At 74.2% G+C, this 18,505-nt stretch carries 16 protein-coding genes, 1 pseudogene and 1 riboswitch; of the genes and pseudogenes, 6 read left to right on the forward strand and 11 right to left on the reverse strand.

Annotated elements, in window-relative coordinates; genetic code table 11:
- Window positions 1-90: 90 nt before the first annotated feature.
- Window positions 91-176: riboswitch (cobalamin riboswitch) on the reverse strand.
- Between the two features lie 283 nt (window positions 177-459).
- From ACFC1T_RS07985 to ACFC1T_RS07995, 3 genes are read left to right on the forward strand one after another with little or no spacing between them, the layout of a single operon-like run.
- Window positions 460-1,737: a hypothetical protein gene (locus tag ACFC1T_RS07985; protein ID WP_375885025.1), complete on the forward strand. Its 1,278-nt coding sequence runs from the start codon at window positions 460-462 to the stop codon at window positions 1,735-1,737.
- Window positions 1,734-2,360, forward strand: coding sequence for a precorrin-8X methylmutase (locus ACFC1T_RS07990; RefSeq protein WP_375885028.1), 627 nt, complete (start codon window positions 1,734-1,736; stop codon window positions 2,358-2,360). The genes ACFC1T_RS07985 and ACFC1T_RS07990 overlap by 4 nt, the downstream gene beginning before the upstream one ends.
- A complete protein-coding gene (locus ACFC1T_RS07995; protein ID WP_375885030.1) occupies window positions 2,357-3,895 on the forward strand; it encodes a precorrin-2 C(20)-methyltransferase in 1,539 nt (512 codons plus the stop codon). Before ACFC1T_RS07990 ends, ACFC1T_RS07995 begins: the two co-directional genes overlap by 4 nt.
- A 79-nt stretch (window positions 3,896-3,974) precedes the next feature.
- Here ACFC1T_RS07995 and ACFC1T_RS08000 read toward each other — a convergent pair whose 3' ends face one another.
- Window positions 3,975-5,714, reverse strand: a complete 1,740-nt coding sequence (locus tag ACFC1T_RS08000) for a TIGR03767 family metallophosphoesterase (protein ID WP_375885033.1) — start codon at window positions 5,712-5,714, stop codon at window positions 3,975-3,977.
- A 302-nt stretch (window positions 5,715-6,016) separates the two neighbouring features.
- On the opposite strand from ACFC1T_RS08000, the gene ACFC1T_RS08005 reads away from it, so the two are divergent.
- Together ACFC1T_RS08005 and ACFC1T_RS08010 are read left to right on the forward strand one after the other, a co-directional pair.
- Window positions 6,017-7,240, forward strand: a complete 1,224-nt coding sequence (locus tag ACFC1T_RS08005; RefSeq protein ID WP_375885036.1) for a cobalt-precorrin-5B (C(1))-methyltransferase — start codon at window positions 6,017-6,019, stop codon at window positions 7,238-7,240.
- A 174-nt stretch (window positions 7,241-7,414) separates the two neighbouring features.
- Window positions 7,415-8,944: a UDP-N-acetylglucosamine 1-carboxyvinyltransferase gene (locus ACFC1T_RS08010; protein ID WP_375885038.1), complete on the forward strand. Its 1,530-nt coding sequence runs from the start codon at window positions 7,415-7,417 to the stop codon at window positions 8,942-8,944.
- A gap of 25 nt (window positions 8,945-8,969) precedes the next feature.
- Here ACFC1T_RS08010 and ACFC1T_RS08015 read toward each other — a convergent pair whose 3' ends face one another.
- The 6 genes from ACFC1T_RS08015 to ACFC1T_RS08040 all read right to left on the reverse strand — a co-directional run bounded on the left by ACFC1T_RS08015 (window position 8,970) and on the right by ACFC1T_RS08040 (window position 13,543).
- Window positions 8,970-9,476, reverse strand: coding sequence for a protein phosphatase (locus tag ACFC1T_RS08015; protein ID WP_375885041.1), 507 nt, complete (start codon window positions 9,474-9,476; stop codon window positions 8,970-8,972).
- A gap of 72 nt (window positions 9,477-9,548) precedes the next feature.
- Window positions 9,549-10,052, reverse strand: coding sequence for a DinB family protein (locus tag ACFC1T_RS08020; protein WP_375885043.1), 504 nt, complete (start codon window positions 10,050-10,052; stop codon window positions 9,549-9,551).
- Between the two features lie 105 nt (window positions 10,053-10,157).
- Entirely contained in the window at window positions 10,158-10,925 is a 768-nt protein-coding gene (locus ACFC1T_RS08025) for a cobalt-precorrin-6A reductase (RefSeq protein ID WP_375885045.1), read from the reverse strand.
- A complete protein-coding gene (gene cobM, locus ACFC1T_RS08030) occupies window positions 10,922-11,683 on the reverse strand; it encodes a precorrin-4 C(11)-methyltransferase (RefSeq protein WP_360238836.1) in 762 nt (253 codons plus the stop codon). The genes ACFC1T_RS08025 and cobM overlap by 4 nt, the downstream gene beginning before the upstream one ends.
- A complete protein-coding gene (cbiE, locus tag ACFC1T_RS08035; RefSeq protein WP_375885048.1) occupies window positions 11,680-12,921 on the reverse strand; it encodes a precorrin-6y C5,15-methyltransferase (decarboxylating) subunit CbiE in 1,242 nt (413 codons plus the stop codon). The genes cobM and cbiE overlap by 4 nt, the downstream gene beginning before the upstream one ends.
- 178 nt (window positions 12,922-13,099) lie before the next feature.
- A complete protein-coding gene (locus ACFC1T_RS08040) occupies window positions 13,100-13,543 on the reverse strand; it encodes a gamma-glutamylcyclotransferase family protein (protein ID WP_375885051.1) in 444 nt (147 codons plus the stop codon).
- A 133-nt stretch (window positions 13,544-13,676) separates the two neighbouring features.
- On the opposite strand from ACFC1T_RS08040, the gene ACFC1T_RS08045 reads away from it, so the two are divergent.
- Complete coding sequence (locus ACFC1T_RS08045; protein ID WP_375885054.1) at window positions 13,677-14,714, forward strand: EamA family transporter; 1,038 nt, start codon at window positions 13,677-13,679, stop codon at window positions 14,712-14,714.
- Between the two features lie 94 nt (window positions 14,715-14,808).
- Here the strand turns inward: ACFC1T_RS08045 and ACFC1T_RS08050 are convergent, their stop codons facing one another.
- From ACFC1T_RS08050 to ACFC1T_RS08065, 4 genes and pseudogenes are all read right to left on the reverse strand, one after another.
- Entirely contained in the window at window positions 14,809-15,372 is a 564-nt protein-coding gene (locus ACFC1T_RS08050) for an EF-hand domain-containing protein (RefSeq protein WP_375885057.1), read from the reverse strand.
- A 137-nt stretch (window positions 15,373-15,509) separates the two neighbouring features.
- A pseudogene (locus ACFC1T_RS08055) lies at window positions 15,510-15,683 on the reverse strand (cytidine deaminase); the annotation flags it as partial.
- Between the two features lie 22 nt (window positions 15,684-15,705).
- Complete coding sequence (locus ACFC1T_RS08060; RefSeq protein WP_375885059.1) at window positions 15,706-17,418, reverse strand: dipeptide ABC transporter ATP-binding protein; 1,713 nt, start codon at window positions 17,416-17,418, stop codon at window positions 15,706-15,708.
- A 14-nt stretch (window positions 17,419-17,432) separates the two neighbouring features.
- Window positions 17,433-18,425 (reverse strand): ABC transporter permease, encoded by a 993-nt coding sequence (locus ACFC1T_RS08065; RefSeq protein WP_375885060.1) that lies wholly within the window; start codon window positions 18,423-18,425, stop codon window positions 17,433-17,435.
- Window positions 18,426-18,505 lie beyond the last annotated feature (80 nt).

Consider the following 18,505-nt stretch of genomic DNA (forward strand, 5'->3'; position numbering starts at 1 on the left):
TGGCCGGTGGAACGGGCGCGGGCATGCGACAGCGCTGGTGCATTTCTGCCTTCCTCGGGGTCCGCGCCCCGGGCCGGTGGAGGACGGCGGGAGTTCCTGGCTCCCGCGGCCGACCGGTCTCCCGGTGAACCGCGGTCACAGTGGCGGGACCGCACCGGGCTTGCACCGGTTTCCTCCCCTGCGCCGTCGCTGGCGTCGGGCGGCCCGCTGGGGACCGCCCGCCAGCATCGTACGGGGTACGGCTGACCTGGGGGAGGGGCGGCTTCGCCGGGCCCGGGGCACGGGCGGGCCGCCGCCCGGGGCACGGGCGGGCGCACTGTCCGGCGTACGGCGCCCGGCGTACGGCGCTCACCGGCGCCGGGCGGCCGGTTCGGCGTGCTCCGCCGTGCTGCCCGGCGTGCCGCCGGTGTGATGCAGCGGACGGAGGCAAGCGATCGGATCATCTGTATGCTCGCCGCCATGCCACCGACACCCGACGCCACCGCGCCGGGCGCCGCCGTGCCCGACCGGGGGCGCGCCGACGCCTGCCCCGGGGCGCTCCGCCTGCACGCCGCCGACGACGGCGGCCTCGCCCGGGTCCGACTGCCCGGCGGACTGCTGACGGACCGTCAGGCACTGGCCCTGATCGAGGCCGCAGAGGCCCTGGGCGACGGGGAGTTGGAGACCACCTCGCGCGGCAACGTCCAACTCCGCGGCCTGGCCGCGGACTGCGGGGCCGAACTCGCCGACCGGCTGCGCGCCGTCGGACTGCTGCCCTCGGACACCCACGAGCGGGTGCGCAACATCGTCGCCTCGCCGCTGGCCGGGCTGGACGCGGCCGGGCACGCCGACGTGCAGGCCTGGGTGCGCGAACTGGACGCGCGGCTGTGCGCGAGCGACTGGGCGGCCGGACTCTCCGGCAAGTTCCTGTTCGCGCTGGACGACGGGCGGGGCGACGTCGCCGCGCTCGACGCCGATGTGACATTGATCGCAGCCTCGGACGGCCCCGCGCTGCTGCGGCTCGGACGGGCCGCCCACGGGCAGCCGGTCGAGGCCGGACGGGAGGTGACGGCCGTGCTGGACGCGGCCCGCGCCTTCCTGGACGCGCTGCGCGGCGTCGGCCGCAAGGCCTGGCACCTGCGCGAGGTGCCCGAACTGCTGCCGGCCGGCACGGTGCCGCTGCCCGCCTTCGCCGGGGCCGTCGGGGCCGCTGCCGCCGGGGCCGGTGCACGCCCCGGGATCGGCGCGCTGCCCGGCGGGCTCTCGGTCGGCATGGGCTTCGGGCGGGCCGACGCCGGCCAGTGGCGCGCGCTGGTCGCCGCCTCGACCGGCGAACTGCGGCTGACCCCCTGGCGGGGCGCGGTGCTGCCCGGCGCCCCCGCCGACCGGCTGCCCGCGCTGGCGGCCGCGGGGCTGCGGACCGAGCCCGGCTCGGCCTGGGAGCGGGCCACCGCCTGCACCGGGCTGCCGGGCTGCGCCAAGTCGCTGGCCGACGTACGGGCCGACGCGGCCCGGGCGTTGGAGCGCGGGGCGCCGGCGGCCGGGGGCGGCGGACTGCCCGTCCACTGGTCGGGCTGCGAGCGGCGCTGCGGCCACCCGGCCGGGCAGTGGGTGGACGTGCTCGCCACGGGGCACGGCTACCGGGTGACGGTGAACGGGCCGGCCACGACCGCGGGAACCCCCGCGGACGTTCCGGTGGACGTGACGAACGAGGAGATGGCCGAGGCGGTCGCCGAGGCCAGGAGGACCACGAAGTGATCGAGTACGAGAAGGACGGCGCGTCCATCTACCGCCAGTCCTTTGCCACCATCCGTGCGGAGGCCGATCTGGCCGCCCTCCCGGCGGACGTCTCCCAGGTCGCGGTGCGGATGATCCACGCCTGCGGGATGACCGACCTGGTCGAGGACCTGGTGTACTCGCCCGGCGTGGTCGCCTCGGCGCGCGCGGCGCTGCACGCCGGTGCGCCGATCCTGTGCGACGTCAACATGGTGGCGAGCGGGGTGACCCGCAAGCGGCTGCCCGCCGACAACGAGGTGGTCTGCACCCTCACCGACCCCTCGGTGCCCGAGCTGGCCCGCGCCATGGGCAACACCCGCAGTGCGGCGGCCATGGAGCTGTGGCTGCCCCGACTGGAGGGCGCGGTGGTGGCCGTCGGCAACGCCCCGACCTCGCTGTTCCGGCTGCTGGAGATGATCGAGGCGGGCGCTCCCCGCCCGGCCGCGGTGATCGGCGTGCCGGTCGGCTTCATCGGCGCCGCCGAGTCCAAGCAGGCGCTGGCCGAACACCCCTCCGGCCTGGAGCACTTGGTGGTGCGCGGCCGGCGTGGCGGCAGCGCGATGGCCGCCGCTGCCATCAACGCGATTGCGAGCGAAGAAGAGTGACGGACCGTCAGACCGCTTCCGCCGGACCCGAGGGGACCGGCCGACTGTACGGCGTCGGGCTCGGCCCGGGCGACCCCTCGCTGGTGACCGTCCGCGCGGCCGAACTCATCGGCAAGGCCGACGTGGTGGCCTACCACAGCGCCCGGCACGGCCGCTCCATCGCGCGCTCGATCGCCGAACGCTACCTGACGGGTGGCCAGATCGAGGAGAAGCTGGTCTACCCGCTCACCGTGGAGACCACCGACCACCCCGGCGGCTACCGTGGCGCGTTGGACGAGTTCTACGAGGAGGCCGCCGCCCGGCTGGCCGCCCACCTGGACGCCGGCCGCGACGTCGTCGTCCTCGCCGAGGGCGACCCGCTGTTCTACGGCTCCTACCAGCACATGCACAAGCGCCTCGCGCACCGCTACCCGACCGAGGTGGTGCCCGGCGTGACCTCGGTCAGCGCGGCCGCCGCCCGGCTCGGGCAGCCGCTGACCGAGGCCGAGGAAACCCTCACCGTCATCCCCGGCACGCTGCCCGAGGAGGAGCTCACGGCGCGGATCGCCGCCGCCGACTCCGCGGTGATCATGAAGCTGGGCCGCACCTTCCCGACCGTCCGGCGGGCGCTGGAGCGGGCCGGCCGGCTGGAGGACGCCCAGTACGTGGAGCGGGCCTTCATGGACGGGGAGCGGATCGCGCCGCTCGCCGAGGTCGAGGGGGAGAGCGTCCCCTACTTCTCGGTGGCCGTGCTGCCGAGCAAGGTCGCACCGCTGGAGCCGGCCGTCCGGCTCGCGGACGGCGTCGGCAGCGTGACCGTGGTCGGCACCGGGCCGGCCGGGCCGCTCTGGCTCACCGCCGAGGCGCGCGGTGCGCTGACCGAGGCCACCGACCTGGTCGGCTACACCACCTACCTGGACCGGGTGCCCGAGCGGCCGGGGCAGCGGCGGCACGGTTCCGACAACAAGGTCGAGTCGGAGCGCGCCGAGTTCGCCCTGGACCTCGCCCGGCGCGGGCACCGGGTCTGCGTGGTGTCCTCGGGCGACCCGGGGGTGTTCGCGATGGCCACCGCCGTGCTGGAGGTCGCCTGCGAGCCGCACTACCGGGACGTCCCGGTGCGGATCGTCCCCGGGATGACCGCCGCCCACGCGGCCGCCTCCCGGGCGGGCGCCCCGCTCGGGCACGACTACGCGGTGGTGTCGCTCTCGGACCGGCTCAAGCCCTGGGACGTGGTGGCGAAGCGGCTGCGCGCCGCCGCCGAGGCGGACCTGGTGCTGGCGCTGTACAACCCGGGCTCGAAGTCCCGCACCACCCAGGTCGGCCTGACCAGGGACCTGCTGCTGGAGTACCGCGCGCCGGAGACCCCGGTGGTGATGGCCCGCGACGTCGGCGGGCCGACCGAGCGGATCCGGATCGTCCGGCTGGGCGAGCTGGACCCGGCGCTGGTCGACATGCGGACCATCCTGCTGATCGGCTCCTCGCAGACCCGGGCGGTCGAGCGGGGCGGCGGGGTCGAGGTCGTCTGGACGCCCCGGCGGTACCCGGAGGACGTGTAACGGATGACGGAGAACAGCTGACAGATGATGAAATCTGTCAGCTGTTTTCTGTCAGCTGTCAGCTGTCAGCCGGCGGCCGTCACCGGGTCGGCTTGGTGATCAGCAGCTCGGTGTTGTGGTCCTCCCCGGCGCCGAGCAGGGCGGAGACCCGGCCGTTGGGGTCGTTGTACGAGAGCTCGCGGTACAGCGCCGCCAGGTTGGTGTCCGAGGTGCTGCCGAAGTCCGTCGCGTACGGTGCGGAGGACTCGATCAGCGTGGTGAACAGCGACAGGGTGCCGTCGCCGTTGTCCGCGACCTCGATGATCCGCCCGTGCTGCGGGTAGTCGATGTGCGAAGCGGTGTTGATCTCCCAGAACGCCCGCTCCGGCACTGCGTGGCCGTGCGCGGTGATCTTGTTCATGTGGGTGTGCCCGTTCACCCAGGCGACCACGTTCGGGTAGCGCTGCAGCAGGGCGGTCAACTCGTTGCCGTCGTGCCGCTTCTCGAAGATGTTGCGCGGGTCGGGCAGCAGGTTGCCCATCGAGCCGCTGGTGTGGTGGCTGAACACCATGATCACGTCGTCGGTGCTGCCACCGGTCACCCGGTTCCCGTTGGTGTCGTACCAGTGCCCGCTGTGGTTCTTCAACTGCTGCTCAAGCCAGCGCAGTTGAGCGGTGCCGAGCGAACCGTCGGCGAAACCGGCCTGGTTGGTGGTGTCCAGGCTGATGCCGAGGACCTTCTCCGAGATCCGGAAGGTGTAGTAGAGCTTGCCGCTGCTCACCATGTCCGAGGTGAAGCCGTGCCCGTAGGGGCCGGCGCCGGTGACGGCCGGGTCGAGGTGGGCCTTGGCGAACTGCTTGAGGGTGAACGGGTGGCGGCGCTCGTCCGGGGTGACCCGGCGCACCGCCTCGCCGTTCGCGAGCAGCTTGCCCAGCAGCAGGACGGCGCCCGCCGGGTCGCGCCGCAGCGAGTCCATCAGCTGGGCGGCGGTCGCGTCGTCGCAGCCCTCCAGCTTGAGCCCGCCCGTGTAGAGGTCGTTCAGCAGTCCGAAGTCGGGCAGCGAGCCCTCGATGCTGTCGTCGTGGTTGCCGACGGTGGTGTACCAGGGGGTCGTGAGGCCCGGTGCGTCGAAGGGTCGGCCGGCCGCGGACAGGAAGCCGGGCACCTGCGGGAAGCCCTTCGCCTTGTAGACGTCGGCGTAGGCGAGTTCGGGGTTCCAGAAGGCCGAGTTGCCGGAGTTCTGCACGCCCTCGTAGCGGGTCGGGTCGCCGGTGTTCTGGGCCATCCGCCCACCGCCCATGACGGTGAGGTACCAGTCCAGCTCGGCCAGCTCGTGGTTGTCGGTGTTGTCACCGGTGGCCATCACCAGGCTGAACGGCATGCCGGTGTAGGGGCCGCCGGCGAGCGAGTTGACCCGCTCGACCAGGGCCGAGACGCCACGGGCGTTCAGGGCCTCCTGCGGCCGGTAGGCGCTGTCGTTGAACTTGGCCAGGAACTCGAAGCGCACCGGGGACTCGGTGTCCACCAGGTGCAGGTCGCTGAACTGGACGAAGCTGGCCAGCCCGGTGCGGCGGTCGTCCCGCCCGCTGCCGGGGGCCGCGAGCTCCCCGCGCACCACCAGCGGCCAACCCGGCCCGGCCGCCAGCCGCTTGTAGGGGCCGGCCCCGGTCGGCGTGGCCACCTGCTCCAGGGTGGTCCCGGTGACGTTGACGGCCCGCGCGGCCGTGGTCGCCAGCGCCCGGTCCCGGCCCGCGGCCGAGGCGAGCTGGGCGCCGCCCAGGGACAGGGCCGACCAGGCGGCGGCCACCGAGGTGCCGGTCAGGAACGTACGACGTCTCATGCCTGCCACAGAAACCCCCACATACTGGCGGCCCGGCCGGGTGCCCCGGTCGCCGGACCACGTCATGAACCCGCTAAATAACGGAGCGACAGATTACTCGCTGGTAGTCGCACGGAGCGAGACCCGTGCGGAGAACAGTTCGAGAACGGCGGGGGGCTCTCCTCGCTGGCCGCTGGCCGGGTACCGGCCTCGGCCGCGCGCACGCCCCCGGGCGCCGTGCGGCGGGGTGGATGGGGGAGAATCGGCGGGCGCGACCGCGGTGGTCGGGGCGGGCGTGATCGGATTGCGGAAGCGAGGCGCAGGTGGCCGCAGCGGGAGGCGGGGCGGGAGGCCGGGCCGGTCAGCTGAAGAGCAGCGGTCTGCGGCACGGCTGGACGACGGGCGCCTGCGCCACCGCCGCCACCAAGGCCGCGTACACGGCGCTGCTCACCGGCGAGTTCCCGGACCCGGTGACCATCACCCTCCCCAAGGGCCAGCAGCCTGCCTTCGCCCTCGCGGTCGAGGAGCTGGTCCTCGCCGCCGCCGGCCCGACCGCCGCCGGCCCGACCGCCGCCGGCCCGACCGCCGACAGCCCGACCGTCGACGGCTTGCCCGCCGCCCAGCGGCCGGTCGCCGCCACGGCCGGAGTGGTCAAGGACGCCGGCGACGACCCCGACGTGACCCACGGCGCCCTGATCCGCGCGACCGTACGGCTCGGCGAGCCCGGCACCGGCGTGGTGTTCCGGGCCGGTCCCGGGGTCGGCACCGTCACCAAGGCCGGCCTGCCGCTGGCGGTGGGCGAGCCCGCGATCAACCCGGTGCCCCGGCAGATGATCCGCGACGCGGTGGCCGAGGTGGCGGCGGCGCACGGTGGTGGCGGGGACGTGGTGGTGGAGGTCTCCGTCGACCACGGTGAGGAGATCGCCCGCTCGACCTGGAACCCCCGGCTCGGCATCCTCGGCGGGCTGTCGATCCTCGGCACCACCGGGATCGTCGTCCCCTACTCCTGCTCGGCCTGGATCGACTCGATCCGTCGCGGGGTGGACGTGGCCCGGGCGGCCGGGCGCACCCACGTGGCGGGCTGCACCGGCTCGACCTCGGAGAAGGTCGCGGTCGCGGTGCACGGACTGCCCGAGGATGCCCTGCTGGACATGGGCGACTTCGCCGGGGCCGTCCTCAAGTACCTCAAGCGCCACCCGGTGCCGCGACTGACCATCGCGGGCGGCTTCGCCAAGCTGTCCAAGCTCGCCCACGGGCACCTCGACCTGCACTCGGCGCGCTCCCAGGTGGACAAGGGCTACCTGGCCGAACTGGCCCGGCAGGGCGGGGCGGACGAGGAGCTGGCCGCGGCGGTGGCGGCGGCCAACACCGGCCTGGAGGCAGTGCAGTTGTGTCGGGCGGCCGGGGTGCCGCTGGGGGACCTGGTCGCCGAGGCGGCCCGGGCGACGGCGCTCGGGGTGCTGCGCGGTTCACCGGTCGCGGTGGACGTCATCTGCATCGACCGCGCGGGCGCCGTCGTCGGTCGGGCGGAGCCGCTCGGCCCCTGAGCGGCGCCCAGTCGGCGCCCGCGGTCGGCCGACTCACCCGTGCAGCGGAACCTCAGAACTGTCGTGCGGTGATGTGAAGATCCAGGGCTCATACGGGGTGAGAAACGGACAAAAGTGGCGCCACGTCCGCTCTTGATTCTGGTGCCATCTCAACCATGAGATATGGTCTGCCGAGTGACAGGCGACTACCTCACCCGTATCGGCACCCTCATCCGTACCGCGCGTCAGCATCGCGGCTGGTCCCAGGCGCAGCTCGGCGAGGCGCTCGGCACCAGCCAGAGCGCCGTCAACCGCATCGAACAGGGCAAGCAGAACGTCAGCCTTGAGATGATCGCGCGCATCGGCGATGCCCTCAACAGCGAGATCGTCTCCCTCGGCTACTCCGGCCCGATGCACCTCCGGGTCACCGGCGGCACCCGCCTCTCCGGCGCGATCGAGGTCCGCAGCAGCAAGAACGCCTGCGTCGCGATCCTCTGCGCCTCGCTGCTGACCACCGGCCGCACCACGATCCGCAGCGTCGCCCGGATCGAGGAGGTCTACCGCATCCTCGAGGTGCTCACCAGCATCGGCGTCAAGAGCCGCTGGCTGAACGAGGGCCGCGACCTCGAACTCACCCCGCCGGCCGAGCTCGACCTCGCCGCGATGGACGTCGAGGCCGCCCGCCGCACCCGCAGCGTGCTGATGTTCCTCGGCCCGCTGATGCACCGTGCCCAGCACTTCGCCATCCCGTACGCGGGTGGCTGCGACCTCGGCACCCGTACCGTCCAGCCGCACCTGACGGCGCTGCGGCGCTTCGGCCTGGAGGTCGCCACCACCGGCGGCGCCTACCACGCCTCGGTCGAGCCGGGCACCCCGCTGGACCGCCCGATCGTGCTGACCGAGCGCGGGGACACCGTCACCGAGAACGCCCTGCTGGCCGCCGCGCGGCACGACGGCGTGAGCGTCATCCGCAACGCCTCGCCCAACTACATGGTCCAGGACCTCTGCTTCTTCCTGGAGAAGCTGGGCGTGAAGATCGAGGGCATCGGCACCACGACCCTCACCGTCCACGGCGTCCCGGAGATCAGCTGCGACGTCGACTACACCCCGGCCGAGGACCCGGTGGAGGCGATGAGCCTGCTCGCCGCCGCCGTCGTCACCTCCTCCGAGCTGACGATCCGCCGGGTGCCGATCGAGTTCCTGGAGATCGAGCTCGCGGTGCTGGAGGGCATGGGCCTCGACTACGACCGGACCCCGGAGTACCGGGCCCACAACGGCCACACCCGGCTGGTCGACCTCACCGTGCGCCCCTCCAAGCTGACCGCGCCGATCGACACCATCCACCCGATGCCGTTCCCCGGCATCAACATCGACAACGTGCCGTTCTTCGCCGCCATCGCCGCGGCCGCGCACGGCACCACGATGATCCACGACTGGGTCTACGACAACCGCGCGATCTACCTCACCGAGCTGACCCGGCTCGGCGCGGACGTCAAACTGCTCGACCCGCACCGCGTCCTGGTCCAGGGCCCGACCCGCTGGCGCGCCGCCGAGATGATGTGCCCGCCGGCCCTGCGCCCGGCCGTGGTCATCCTGCTCGCGATGCTCGCCGCCCAGGGCACCTCGGTGCTGCGCAACGTCTACGTCATCAACCGCGGTTACGAGGACCTCGCCGAGCGCCTCAACTCCATCGGCGCCCAGATCGAGACCTTCCGCGACATCTGACGGTCCGTCACCTTCCGCGCTTGCCTCAGCCGCTGAGGCCGGTCAGTAGGATCGCCACGTCCAACCCGGTGTTCAGGTAGTCCACGAACACCGGGTTGTTCAGCGCCCAGGGCGACCGCCGCTCCCGGATCAGCCGGACCGCCCCGTCCGGATCGTGCCCGAGGGCGACCAGCGCCTGGGCGACCACCAGGCCCGAGCGGTTGTAGCCCGAGTGGCAGCGCACCAGCGTCCGGCGGCCCCGGCGCACGGCGGCGGCGGTGAGGTCCGCGGCCTCCTGGACGGCGAGCAGCTGACCGGGGGAGAGCGGCTGGTCGGGCACCTCCCGGACGACGTGCTCGACCCCCGGGGCCGGGTCGTGGCCGGGGAGCGTGAAGAGGCTGACGACCAGGTCGAACTGCCGCCCGGCGACGACGGGTTGGAACTCACCGCCGGGCGGGGTGCAGTAGTGCCCGCCCATCCAGAGCCCGGGGACGATCTCGTTCCAGGGCTCCTGCGGCCCGTGGACGTCGCGGTCCTTCTGGCGGGTCCGCATTCCTGCTCCTTCCGGCCCGCCGGCCCCGCGCGCCCGTGCGGCCGCTCTCCCCGGGACTGCTCGCTGCCGGGGCTACTCGCCCGTGCTGCCGTCGAGGTGCTCGCGCAGGAGGTCGGCGTGGCCGTTGTGGCGGGCGTACTCCTCGATCATGTGGGTGAGGATCCAGCGCAGCGAGAACGCCTCCTCGCCGTAGTGGCCCAGGACGTCCAACGACTCCGCGGCGGCGACGAGTTCCCGTGCGTGGTCGCACTCGCGGCGCCAGACCGCGAAGGCCTCCTCCGGGTCGGCGGTCTCGACGTCCCACTCGGCGGAGGTGTCGTCGGGGTGCTTCCAGAAGCCGCGCCTGTCCTCGCCGTTGAGGACGTTGCGGAACCAGCCGCGTTCCACCTCGGCGAGGTGGCGGACCAGCCCGAGCAGGGAGAGTGCGGAGGGCTCCAGCACGCGGGTGCGGAGCTGTTCGGTGCTGAGGCCGACGCACTTCATCGCCAGGGTGTCGCGCTGGTGGTCGAGGAAGCTGGTCAGAGTGGCCCGCTCGTCGGCGGTCTGCAGGGTGATGGTGCGCTGATCATCGGTCATCCGGCCACTCTGGCAGTCCCCCCGGCGTGCCCGCGCGCCATATTCCACTGACCGGACACGTACCCGGACACCCGACCGGCTTCCCGCCCGGAACAAGGCCCGGACTCAGGCCCGCTGCTCCAGCCAGCGCACCGCGCCCGCCACGTCCGGTGTCACCGGCAGGCCGGCCGGCACCGGTGGGCGTTCCACCACGACCACGGGCAGCCCGAGTTCACGGGCGGCGGTCAGCTTGGGCGCGGTCGCCGCGCCGCCGCTGTCCTTGGTGACGACCACGTCGATCCGGTGCTCGCGCAGCAGTGCCCGCTCGCCGTCGAGGGTGAACGGGCCGCGGTCCAGCAGGACTTCGAGCGAGAGCGGCAGCGGCGGCTCCGGCCGGTCCACCGAGCGGGCCAGGAAGTGCAGCCCGTCCAGGTGGGCGAAGGCGGCGATGCCCTGGCGGCCGGAGCTGAGGAAGACCCGGCGGCCGAGACCGGGCAGCAGCGCGGCGGCGGCCGTCAGGGAGGGGGCGAGGTGCCAGCGGTCCCCGGCGACGGGTGCGAAACCGGGGCGGCGCAGCACCAGCAGCGGCACGCCGGTGGCGGCGGCCGCGAGGGCGGCGTTGTGCGACATTCCTGCGGCGAACGGGTGGGTGGCGTCGACCACGGCGTCCACCGCCTCGGCCCGCAGCCAGTCGGCCAGCCCGTCCGGGCCGCCGAAGCCGCCGATCCGCACCTCGCCGACGGGCAGCCGGGGTTGGGCGACCCGCCCGGCCAGCGAACTGGTGACCCGCAGGCCCGGTCGGCCGTCCAGTGCGGCGGCCAGCGCCCGCCCCTCGGTCGTCCCGCCGAGGACCAGCACGTGGGCGGGGGTGCGAGTACGGTCGTCGGGACTCATGCGCCGCAGGGCTCGTGCGGCCGCTCGCGGTCCGCCGAGTAGAGGTGGCTGTCGCGGAACTGCTCGGCGGCGAGGGTGCGGCCGACCAGGATGACGGCGGTGCGCACCACGCCCGCCGCCTTGACCTGCCCGGCGATGTCGGCCAGCGTGCCGCGCAGCACCAGCTCGTCGGGGCGGCTGGCCATCGCGACCACGGCGGCCGGGCAGTCGGCGCCGTAGTGCGGGAGCAGCTGCTCGACCACGTCGTCCACGTAGCCGGCCGCCAGGTGCAGCACCAGCAGGGCGCCGCTGCGGCCGAGGGTGGCGAGGTCCTCGCCCTCGGGCATCGGGGTGGCGCGCTTGGCGATCCGGGTGAGGATGACGGTCTGGCCGACGGTCGGCACCGTCAACTCCCGCTTCAACGCGGCCGCGGCGGCGGCGAAGGCGGGAACGCCGGGGACCACCTCGTACGGCACCCCGGCCGCGTCCAGCCGGCGCATCTGCTCGGCGACGGCGGAGAAGACGGAGGGGTCGCCGGAGTGCAGCCGGGCCACGTCCCGGCCGGCCTCGTGCGCGGCGACCAGCTCGGCGACGATCTGGTCCAGGTTGAGCTGGGCGGTGTCGACCAGCCGGGCGCCGGGCGGGCACTCGTCCAGCAGCTCGCGCGGGACGAGGCTGCCGGCGTAGAGGCAGACCTCGGCGCGGGCCAGGAGGCGCTGGCCGCGCAGGGTGATCAGGTCGGCGGCGCCCGGGCCGGCTCCGATGAAGTAGACGGTCACGAGGCGTCCTCCTGGGGGGTGTTGGGCTTGACGGCGGACCACTGGGTGACCGGCATGGCCTGCCGCCACCCGGTGAAACCACCGACCGGGACGGCGTGGGCGACGGCCAGTTTGACCAACTCCCCGCCGTGGCGCCGGTACCACTCGGTGAGCAGCGCCTCGGACTCCAGCGTCACGGTGTTGGCGACCAGCCGTCCGCCGGGGCGCAGCGCGGCCCAGCAACCGTCCAGCAGGCCGGGGGCGGTGAGGCCGCCGCCGATGAACACGGCGTCGGGGGTGGGGAGTTCGGCGAGCGCTTCGGGGGCGCGGCCGGTCACCACCCGGAGTCGGGGCACGCCCAGCGCGGCGGCGTTGCGGGCGATCCGGTCGGCCCGGGCCGGATCGCGCTCGACGCTGACGGCCCGGCAGTCCCGGTGGGCGCGCAGCCACTCGACGGCGATCGAGCCGGAGCCGCCGCCGACGTCCCAGAGCAGTTCTCCGGGGGAGGGGGCGAGGGTGGCCAGGGTGGCGGCGCGGACGTGCCGCTTGGTGAGCTGTCCGTCGCTCTCGTACGCCTCGTCGGGCAGACCGGGGACGAGCGAGCCGCGCCGGCCGTCGCCGAGTTCGACGGCGATCAGGTTCAGCGGATCGCCGGGCGGGTGCGGCCAGTCGTCGGCGCGGCCGTCGAGCTCCCGCTCGCGAGCCTCGTCGCCGAGCTGCTCCAGCACGCGCAGCCGGGCGGTGCCGAAGCCGTGCTCGGTGAGCAGGGCGGCGACGGTGGCGGGGGTGCCGGCGTCGGCGCTGAGCACCAGCAGCCGGCGGCCGGGGTGGAGGGCGAGGGCGAGCGTGGCCGGCGGTCGGCCGACCAGGCTGACCACCTCGGTCGCCTCCAGCGGCCAGCCGAGCCGGGCGCAGGCGTAGGAGACGGAGGAGGGGTGCGGCAGGACGCGCAACCGCTCGGCGCCGACGGTCTCGGCGAGGGTGCGGCCGATGCCGAAGAACATCGGGTCGCCGCTGGCCAGTACGGCGATGCGGCGCCCGGCGTGCTCGGCGAGCAGCCCCGGGACGGCCGGGCGCAGCGGGGACGGCCAGGCGAGGCGCTCGGCGGGGACGGTGTCGCGGGGGAGCAGTTCCAGCTGCCGGGGGCCGCCGATGACCACCTCGGCGGACTGCAGTGCGGCCCGGGATCCGGCGGCGAGGCCGGGCCAGCCGTCGGCCCCGATCCCGACGACGGTGATCGGAGGGGGCAGCTCGGGCACCGGGTGGCTCCTCGTGGTTCGTTCCTGCTGGCCGGGGCAGCCTACCTGGCGGTCCGCGGGCGGCAGCCCGGTGGGCTGACAGGGTTCAACTTTCAGCTTTCAACTTTCAGATGTTGAAATCTGAAATCTGAAAGTTGAACTCTGTCATCTGTCAGTTGTCACCCGCCGGCCGTCGGCCCTACCGGTCGGCCCAGTCCCCCGAGGCGATCAGCGCGGGCCGGGCGCGCAGCCGTGCCTCGGCCGCCGGCCCGGCGAGGTACACCCAGGCCTCGCACGGCTCGCCCGCCGCGGTCCGGACCATCAGCCGGCGCCGTACGTACAGCCCCGTGCCGTCCGCCCGGCACTCCTCCAGCCGGTCCAGCGCCGCGAGCGCTCCGGGGTACGCGCCGGGGCGTACGGTGACCAGTTCGCCGACGACCCGGCGGCCGGGCGTCGGGTCCGGCACCGCGTACGGGAACCCCGGCCCTTCGTGCAGGGCGGCGCCCTCCAGCACCGCCGGGCGGACCGCGGCGCAGCGTCCGGCCAGGTGGACGGCGTGGTTGCGGCCGCCGCTGCGCAGGGTGCCGTACACGAAGAACGGCAGCGCCGCTTCCGCCGGTGGGGCCTGCTCGGGCGCGGACACGGGTTCGACCTCCTCGCTGGGGGAGCGCCCACGGTACGTGCCGCCAACCGATCCGTGGAACCCACTGGCGCTCCGGGCCGCCGATGCGCTGTCATATCGGATGTTCAGCCAGCACCGTCCTAGGGGGACACACATGACATCGCCCGCCTCCCCGCCACCGGCGGCGACCCCCGGCAGCACCCCGCCCGGTCCCACCGATGCCGCGCCCGCCGCAGCCCCCGCCACCGAGCCCGCGTCCGCCGCCGCGACCGCCGCCGCCCCCGCCCGGCTCTCCGGCGCGGTCTGGGCGGCCCTCGCCGTGGTCTACGTGGTCTGGGGTTCGACCTACCTCGGGATCCGGATCGTCGTCGAGACGATGCCCTCCTTCTTCTCCGCCTCCGCCCGCTTCCTCACCGCCGGTCTGCTGCTGGTCGGCTTCCTGCTGGTCCGCCAGGGCCCGGCGGCCCTGCGGGTGAGCGGTCGCCAGCTGGCCTCCTCGGCACTGGTCGGCCTGCTGCTGCTGACCGGCGGCAACGGCCTGGTGGTGCTGGGCGAGACCTCCGTCCCCTCCGGGCTGGCCGCCCTGCTGGTGGCGGCGGTGCCGCTCTGGATGGTGCTGCTGACGGCCTTCGGCGGCGGGGAGCGCCCGAAGCGCGCCGAGCTGGCCGGGGTGCTGCTCGGCCTGGTGGGCCTCGGCGTGCTGTCCGCCCCCGCGATCGGCGGGTCGATCGAGCCGCTGGGCGTGGTCCTGATCATCAGCGCCACGCTCTGCTGGGCGGCCGGCTCCTTCGCGAGCAAGAAGATCCCGATGCCGGGCAACGTGCTCGCGGCGAGCGCGTACCAGATGCTGGCCGGCGGCCTGTGCGACCTGCTGGTCGGGCTGGCCCGCGGTGAGCAGCACGGGTTCGACCCGGCGGCCGTCTCCGGCCGGTCCTGGCTGGCCCTCGCCTACCTGGTGGTGTTCGGCTCGCTGCTCGCCTTCACCGCGTACGCCTGGCTGCTGCGCTCGGCCCCGCTCACCCTGGTGGCGACCTACGCGTACGTGAACCCGGTGGTCGCGGTGCTGCTGGGCTGGCTGATCCTGGCCGAGCCGTTGACCGGCCCGACCCTGGCGGGCGGGGCGATCGTGGTGGCCGGGGTCTGCCTGGTGGTGAGCGTCAGTCGGCGTCCCTCGAAGGCGGGTCGGCGCTGATCGGCACCGCGATCGGGCGGATCGTCCCGGCCGACCGACCGGGACGATCCGCCCGCGCTTACGTCCGCGTCCGTCTACGCCCGCGTCCGCGCGGTCAGAGCGAGGCGGGCGGCTTCCCCGTCCACCAGTTGCCCGGCGCCTCCGGGTCGCGGCTGGTCCAGTACTCGACGATCGCGCTGGTGAACTCGGCGGCCGACAGTGTCCCGTCCCCGTCGAGGTCGAGCCGGCGGAAGGCCTCGTCCGCGTCGTCGCGGCAGAGCCCCGCGAAGTGGCCGCGCTGGAACACGAAGAACTCACCGGCGTCCACGGTGCCGCTGCGGTCGGCGTCGGCGACGGCGAGGAAGGCCTCGGCCAGGGCGCCGAGGATCTCCCGGGCGGCCTCCGGGTCGTCGGCGAGCGCGCCGGTCGAGGCGACGAACTGCTCGCGGGTGATGGCCTCCGTTCCGGCGGGCCTTCCGGCGAGGTGCAGGTCGTGCCAGACCGTCAGATAGGCGCGGACGATCACGGCCTCCGCCTCCGAACCCTCCTGGTGGCCGAGCGAGCGGGCCACCGAGTGGCCCATCAGCACGTGGTCCCGCTCGGTGAGCAGACCGTCCCCGTCGGCGTCGAGGTGGTCGAAACCGTGATTGATCTTCGCGATGAGCAGGTCGTCCGACAATGTGCCCCCTTCGGTGGCCGGCGCTGCGGCTCCACGTCCGCGGCGCGGTGAGCGACGTCACGTCGCCAGCACGCTAACGCCTGGAGCCGTGCTCGCGCAGCAGAACGAAAGCCGAACGACGGTGCCCGGCCGCCCGCTCAGCCCTCCTGGTGGTCGGCCCAGACGTACGACTCCGGCAACAGCTCCGGCACCGGCACGGTGCGCAGCCCGGAACCCCGTCCGACGATGATCCGCACCTGCGGGAAGTAGTCCAGCAGTACCTGGCGGCAGCGCCCGCAGGGCGGGATCACCCCCCGTTCGCGCCAACCCACCCCGCGCCGTCATGACCGCCGCTCAGTGCGCCGCCGCCAGCAGCTCCCGGGTGTACTCGGTGTGCGGCGCCTGGAACAGCCGCTCCCGGTCGGCCGACTCCACCAGCCGCCCCCGGTGCATCACCGCGACCCGGTCGCAGAAGTGCCGCACCACCGCGAGGTCGTGCGAGACGAACAGGAAGGCGACGCCGAGCCGTTCGCGCAGCTCCATCAGCAGGTTGAGCACCTGCGCCTGCACCGACACGTCGAGCGCCGAGACCGGCTCGTCCGCGATGATCAGCCGCGGTTCGGGCGCCAGGGCCCGGGCGATGCCGATCCGCTGCCGCTGCCCGCCGGAGAACTCGTGCGGGTAGCGGTCCAGGTGCCTGGCGGGCAGCCCGACCTGCTCCAGCAGTTCGGCCGCGCGCTCGCGCCGCTGCGCCGCGTCCAGCGGGGTGTGCAGCCGCAGCGGGGTGTCGAGGGTCTGGGCGACGGTGCGGCGCGGGTTGAGCGAGGCGTACGGGTCCTGGAAGACCAGCTGGATCTCCCGGCTGAGCCGGCGGCGCAGCTCCCGGTCCGGCCGGGTGACGTCCTGGCCGTCGTAGCGGACGCGTCCGCCGGTGGGGCGTTGCAGCCCGGCCAGCACCCGGGAGGTGGTGGACTTGCCGGAGCCGGACTCGCCGACCAGCCCGAGCGTCTCGCCCGGGGCGATCCGCAGGCTCACCCCCTCCACGGCCCGGACCGGTTCGGCCCGGAGCGAGGGCAGGCGCCGCCGCCCGGGGAAGTGCACGGAGAGCTCCTCCACCTCCACCAGCCACCGCTCGGGGCGCTCAGGGCGCTCGGGGCGCCCGGTCGCCGTCGGCCTGGGCGTGAACGTCCTGGTGGGTGAGGGATCGTCGACCGTCGGAAGTGCGCTGCCCGGTACCGAGTCCAGCCGCAGCGCCGCGCCCACCAGGGCGCGGGTGTACGGGCGGCGCGGCGCGGCGAGCAGTTCGCCGGTCGGCGCGGACTCGACCTCGGCGCCGTCGCGCAGGACCAGGGTGCGGTCCGTCGTCCCGGCGACCACGCCGAGGTCGTGGCTGACCAGCAGCACCGCCGTGCCGTGCTCGCGCTGCAACTCGCCCAGCAGGTCGAGGACCTGGCGCTGGACCCGGGCGTCCAGCGCGGTGGTCGGCTCGTCCGCGACCAGCAGCTTCGGGTCGTTCATCAGCGCCATCGCGATCATCACCCGCTGTCGCATCCCGCCGGAGAACTGGTGCGGGTAGTCGCGCAGGCGGGCGGCGGGGATGCCGACCCGGTCGAGCATCGCGGCCGCCCGTCGCCTGGCCTCGGCCCGCCCGGCCGCCGGGTGGTGCAGCCGGTACATCTCGGCGAGTTGGGCGCCGACGCCGTGGAAGGGGCTGAGCGAGGTGAGCGCGTCCTGGAAGACCAGTGCGGCCCGGGCGCCCCGCACTCCGCGCAGCACGGACTCCCGGGCGCCCACCAACTCCGTTCCGTCCAGCCGGACCGAGCCGGTGACGGTGGTGGTCCGCGGGTCGTGCAGGCCGAGCAGGGCCAGTCCGACGGTGGACTTCCCGGAGCCCGACTCGCCGACCAGGCCGAGGACTTCACCCGCTGCGAGGTCGAAGGACAGGCCCCGGACGGCGGTCACCGGGGCGCCGCCGCGCGGATCGGCGAACTGGACCGTCAAGTCCCTGACGCTGAGCACCGGTTCGGCATCCACCGTACGACCGCCTTGGGATTCGGGAGACTTCATCGTTGCGGTTCCTCTCAGCCCAGTCGGATGCGCGGGTCGAGCCAGGCCACCGCCAGGTCCGCCAGTGCGACGAACAGCACCACGAAGCAGGCGGCCAGCAGCACCGCGCCGACCACGGCCGGCAGGTCCTGCCCGGACACGGCCTGGGCGGCGAACCGCCCGACCCCGTTCAGCCCGAACACCGTCTCGGTGATCACCGCCCCGCCGAGCAGCACCCCGGCCTCCAGTCCGAGCAGCTGCACCAGCGGCCCGGCGGCCCCGCGCGAGGTGTACTTGAGGTGGGCGCGCAGCCGGCCCAGCCCCTTGCCGCGGGCGGTGCGGACGTACTCCTCGTTCATGGTCTCCAGCAGCTGGGAGCGCGAGAGCCGGGCGAACACGGCCGAGTTGACGAAGCCGAGGACGAGCCAGGGGAGCAGCATCCCGCCCGCCCAGGCCGCCGGGTCCTCGCCGGGCGGGGTGTAGGAGGGCAGCGGCAGCAGGCCCGTGGAGTACACCAGCGCCCACTGCGCGAGGTAGCCGAGGAAGTAGATCTGCACGCTCGCGCCGACCAGGGTGAAGGCGGACAGCAGCCGGTCGGTGCGGCGGCCGTGCCGCAGCGCGGAGACGAACCCGGTGCCGAGGCCGAGGACCAGCAGGACGGCGAGCGCCCCGGCGGTCAGCGAGAAGGTGACGGGCAGGTGCTCGGCCAGCGCCTCGGTGACGGGCTGGTGCAGTCGGTAGGAGTAGCCGAGGCAGGGGGCCGCGCAGTGGATGACCGAGCCGTCCACGTCGTTGATGTCCCGCCCGGCGACCACGCCGACCAGGTAGTCGGTGTACTGGGCGAGCAGTGGTTGGTCCAGGCCCATGCTCTGGCGCACCGCCGCGATCTGTCCGCTGTCGCAGCGCGGGCCGCAGGCGGCGCGGGCGGGGTCGGCGGGCGCGGCGTAGAAGAGGGCGAAGGCGGCGGCGGAGACCGCGAGCAGGACGCCGAGCGCCTGGAGGGTCCGCCGCAGGGCGAAGGAGAGCATGGCCGGTCCGGGGTCGACGGGACGGAAACGGAAACGGGGACGGGGGTGGGGGCGGGGGCGGGAGCCGGGAGCCGGGGGCC

Origin of the sequence: Kitasatospora sp. NPDC056076 (assembly GCF_042266305.1) — a bacterium.
Classification (GTDB): Bacteria; Actinomycetota; Actinomycetes; order Streptomycetales; family Streptomycetaceae; genus Kitasatospora.

Bases quoted from the DNA above. Each gene is read 5' to 3' on its own strand.
- ACFC1T_RS07985 (WP_375885025.1), top strand. From the start codon at position 460: ATGCCACCGACACCCGACGCCACCGCGCCGGGCGCCGCCGTGCCCGAC.
- ACFC1T_RS08000 (WP_375885033.1), bottom strand. From the start codon at position 5,714: ATGAGACGTCGTACGTTCCTGACCGGCACCTCGGTGGCCGCCGCCTGG.
- ACFC1T_RS08015 (WP_375885041.1), bottom strand. From the start codon at position 9,476: ATGCGGACCCGCCAGAAGGACCGCGACGTCCACGGGCCGCAGGAGCCC.
- ACFC1T_RS08020 (WP_375885043.1), bottom strand. From the start codon at position 10,052: ATGACCGATGATCAGCGCACCATCACCCTGCAGACCGCCGACGAGCGG.
- ACFC1T_RS08025 (WP_375885045.1), bottom strand. From the start codon at position 10,925: ATGAGTCCCGACGACCGTACTCGCACCCCCGCCCACGTGCTGGTCCTC.
- ACFC1T_RS08045 (WP_375885054.1), top strand. From the start codon at position 13,677: ATGACATCGCCCGCCTCCCCGCCACCGGCGGCGACCCCCGGCAGCACC.
- ACFC1T_RS08060 (WP_375885059.1), bottom strand. From the start codon at position 17,418: ATGAAGTCTCCCGAATCCCAAGGCGGTCGTACGGTGGATGCCGAACCG.
- ACFC1T_RS08065 (WP_375885060.1), bottom strand. From the start codon at position 18,425: ATGCTCTCCTTCGCCCTGCGGCGGACCCTCCAGGCGCTCGGCGTCCTG.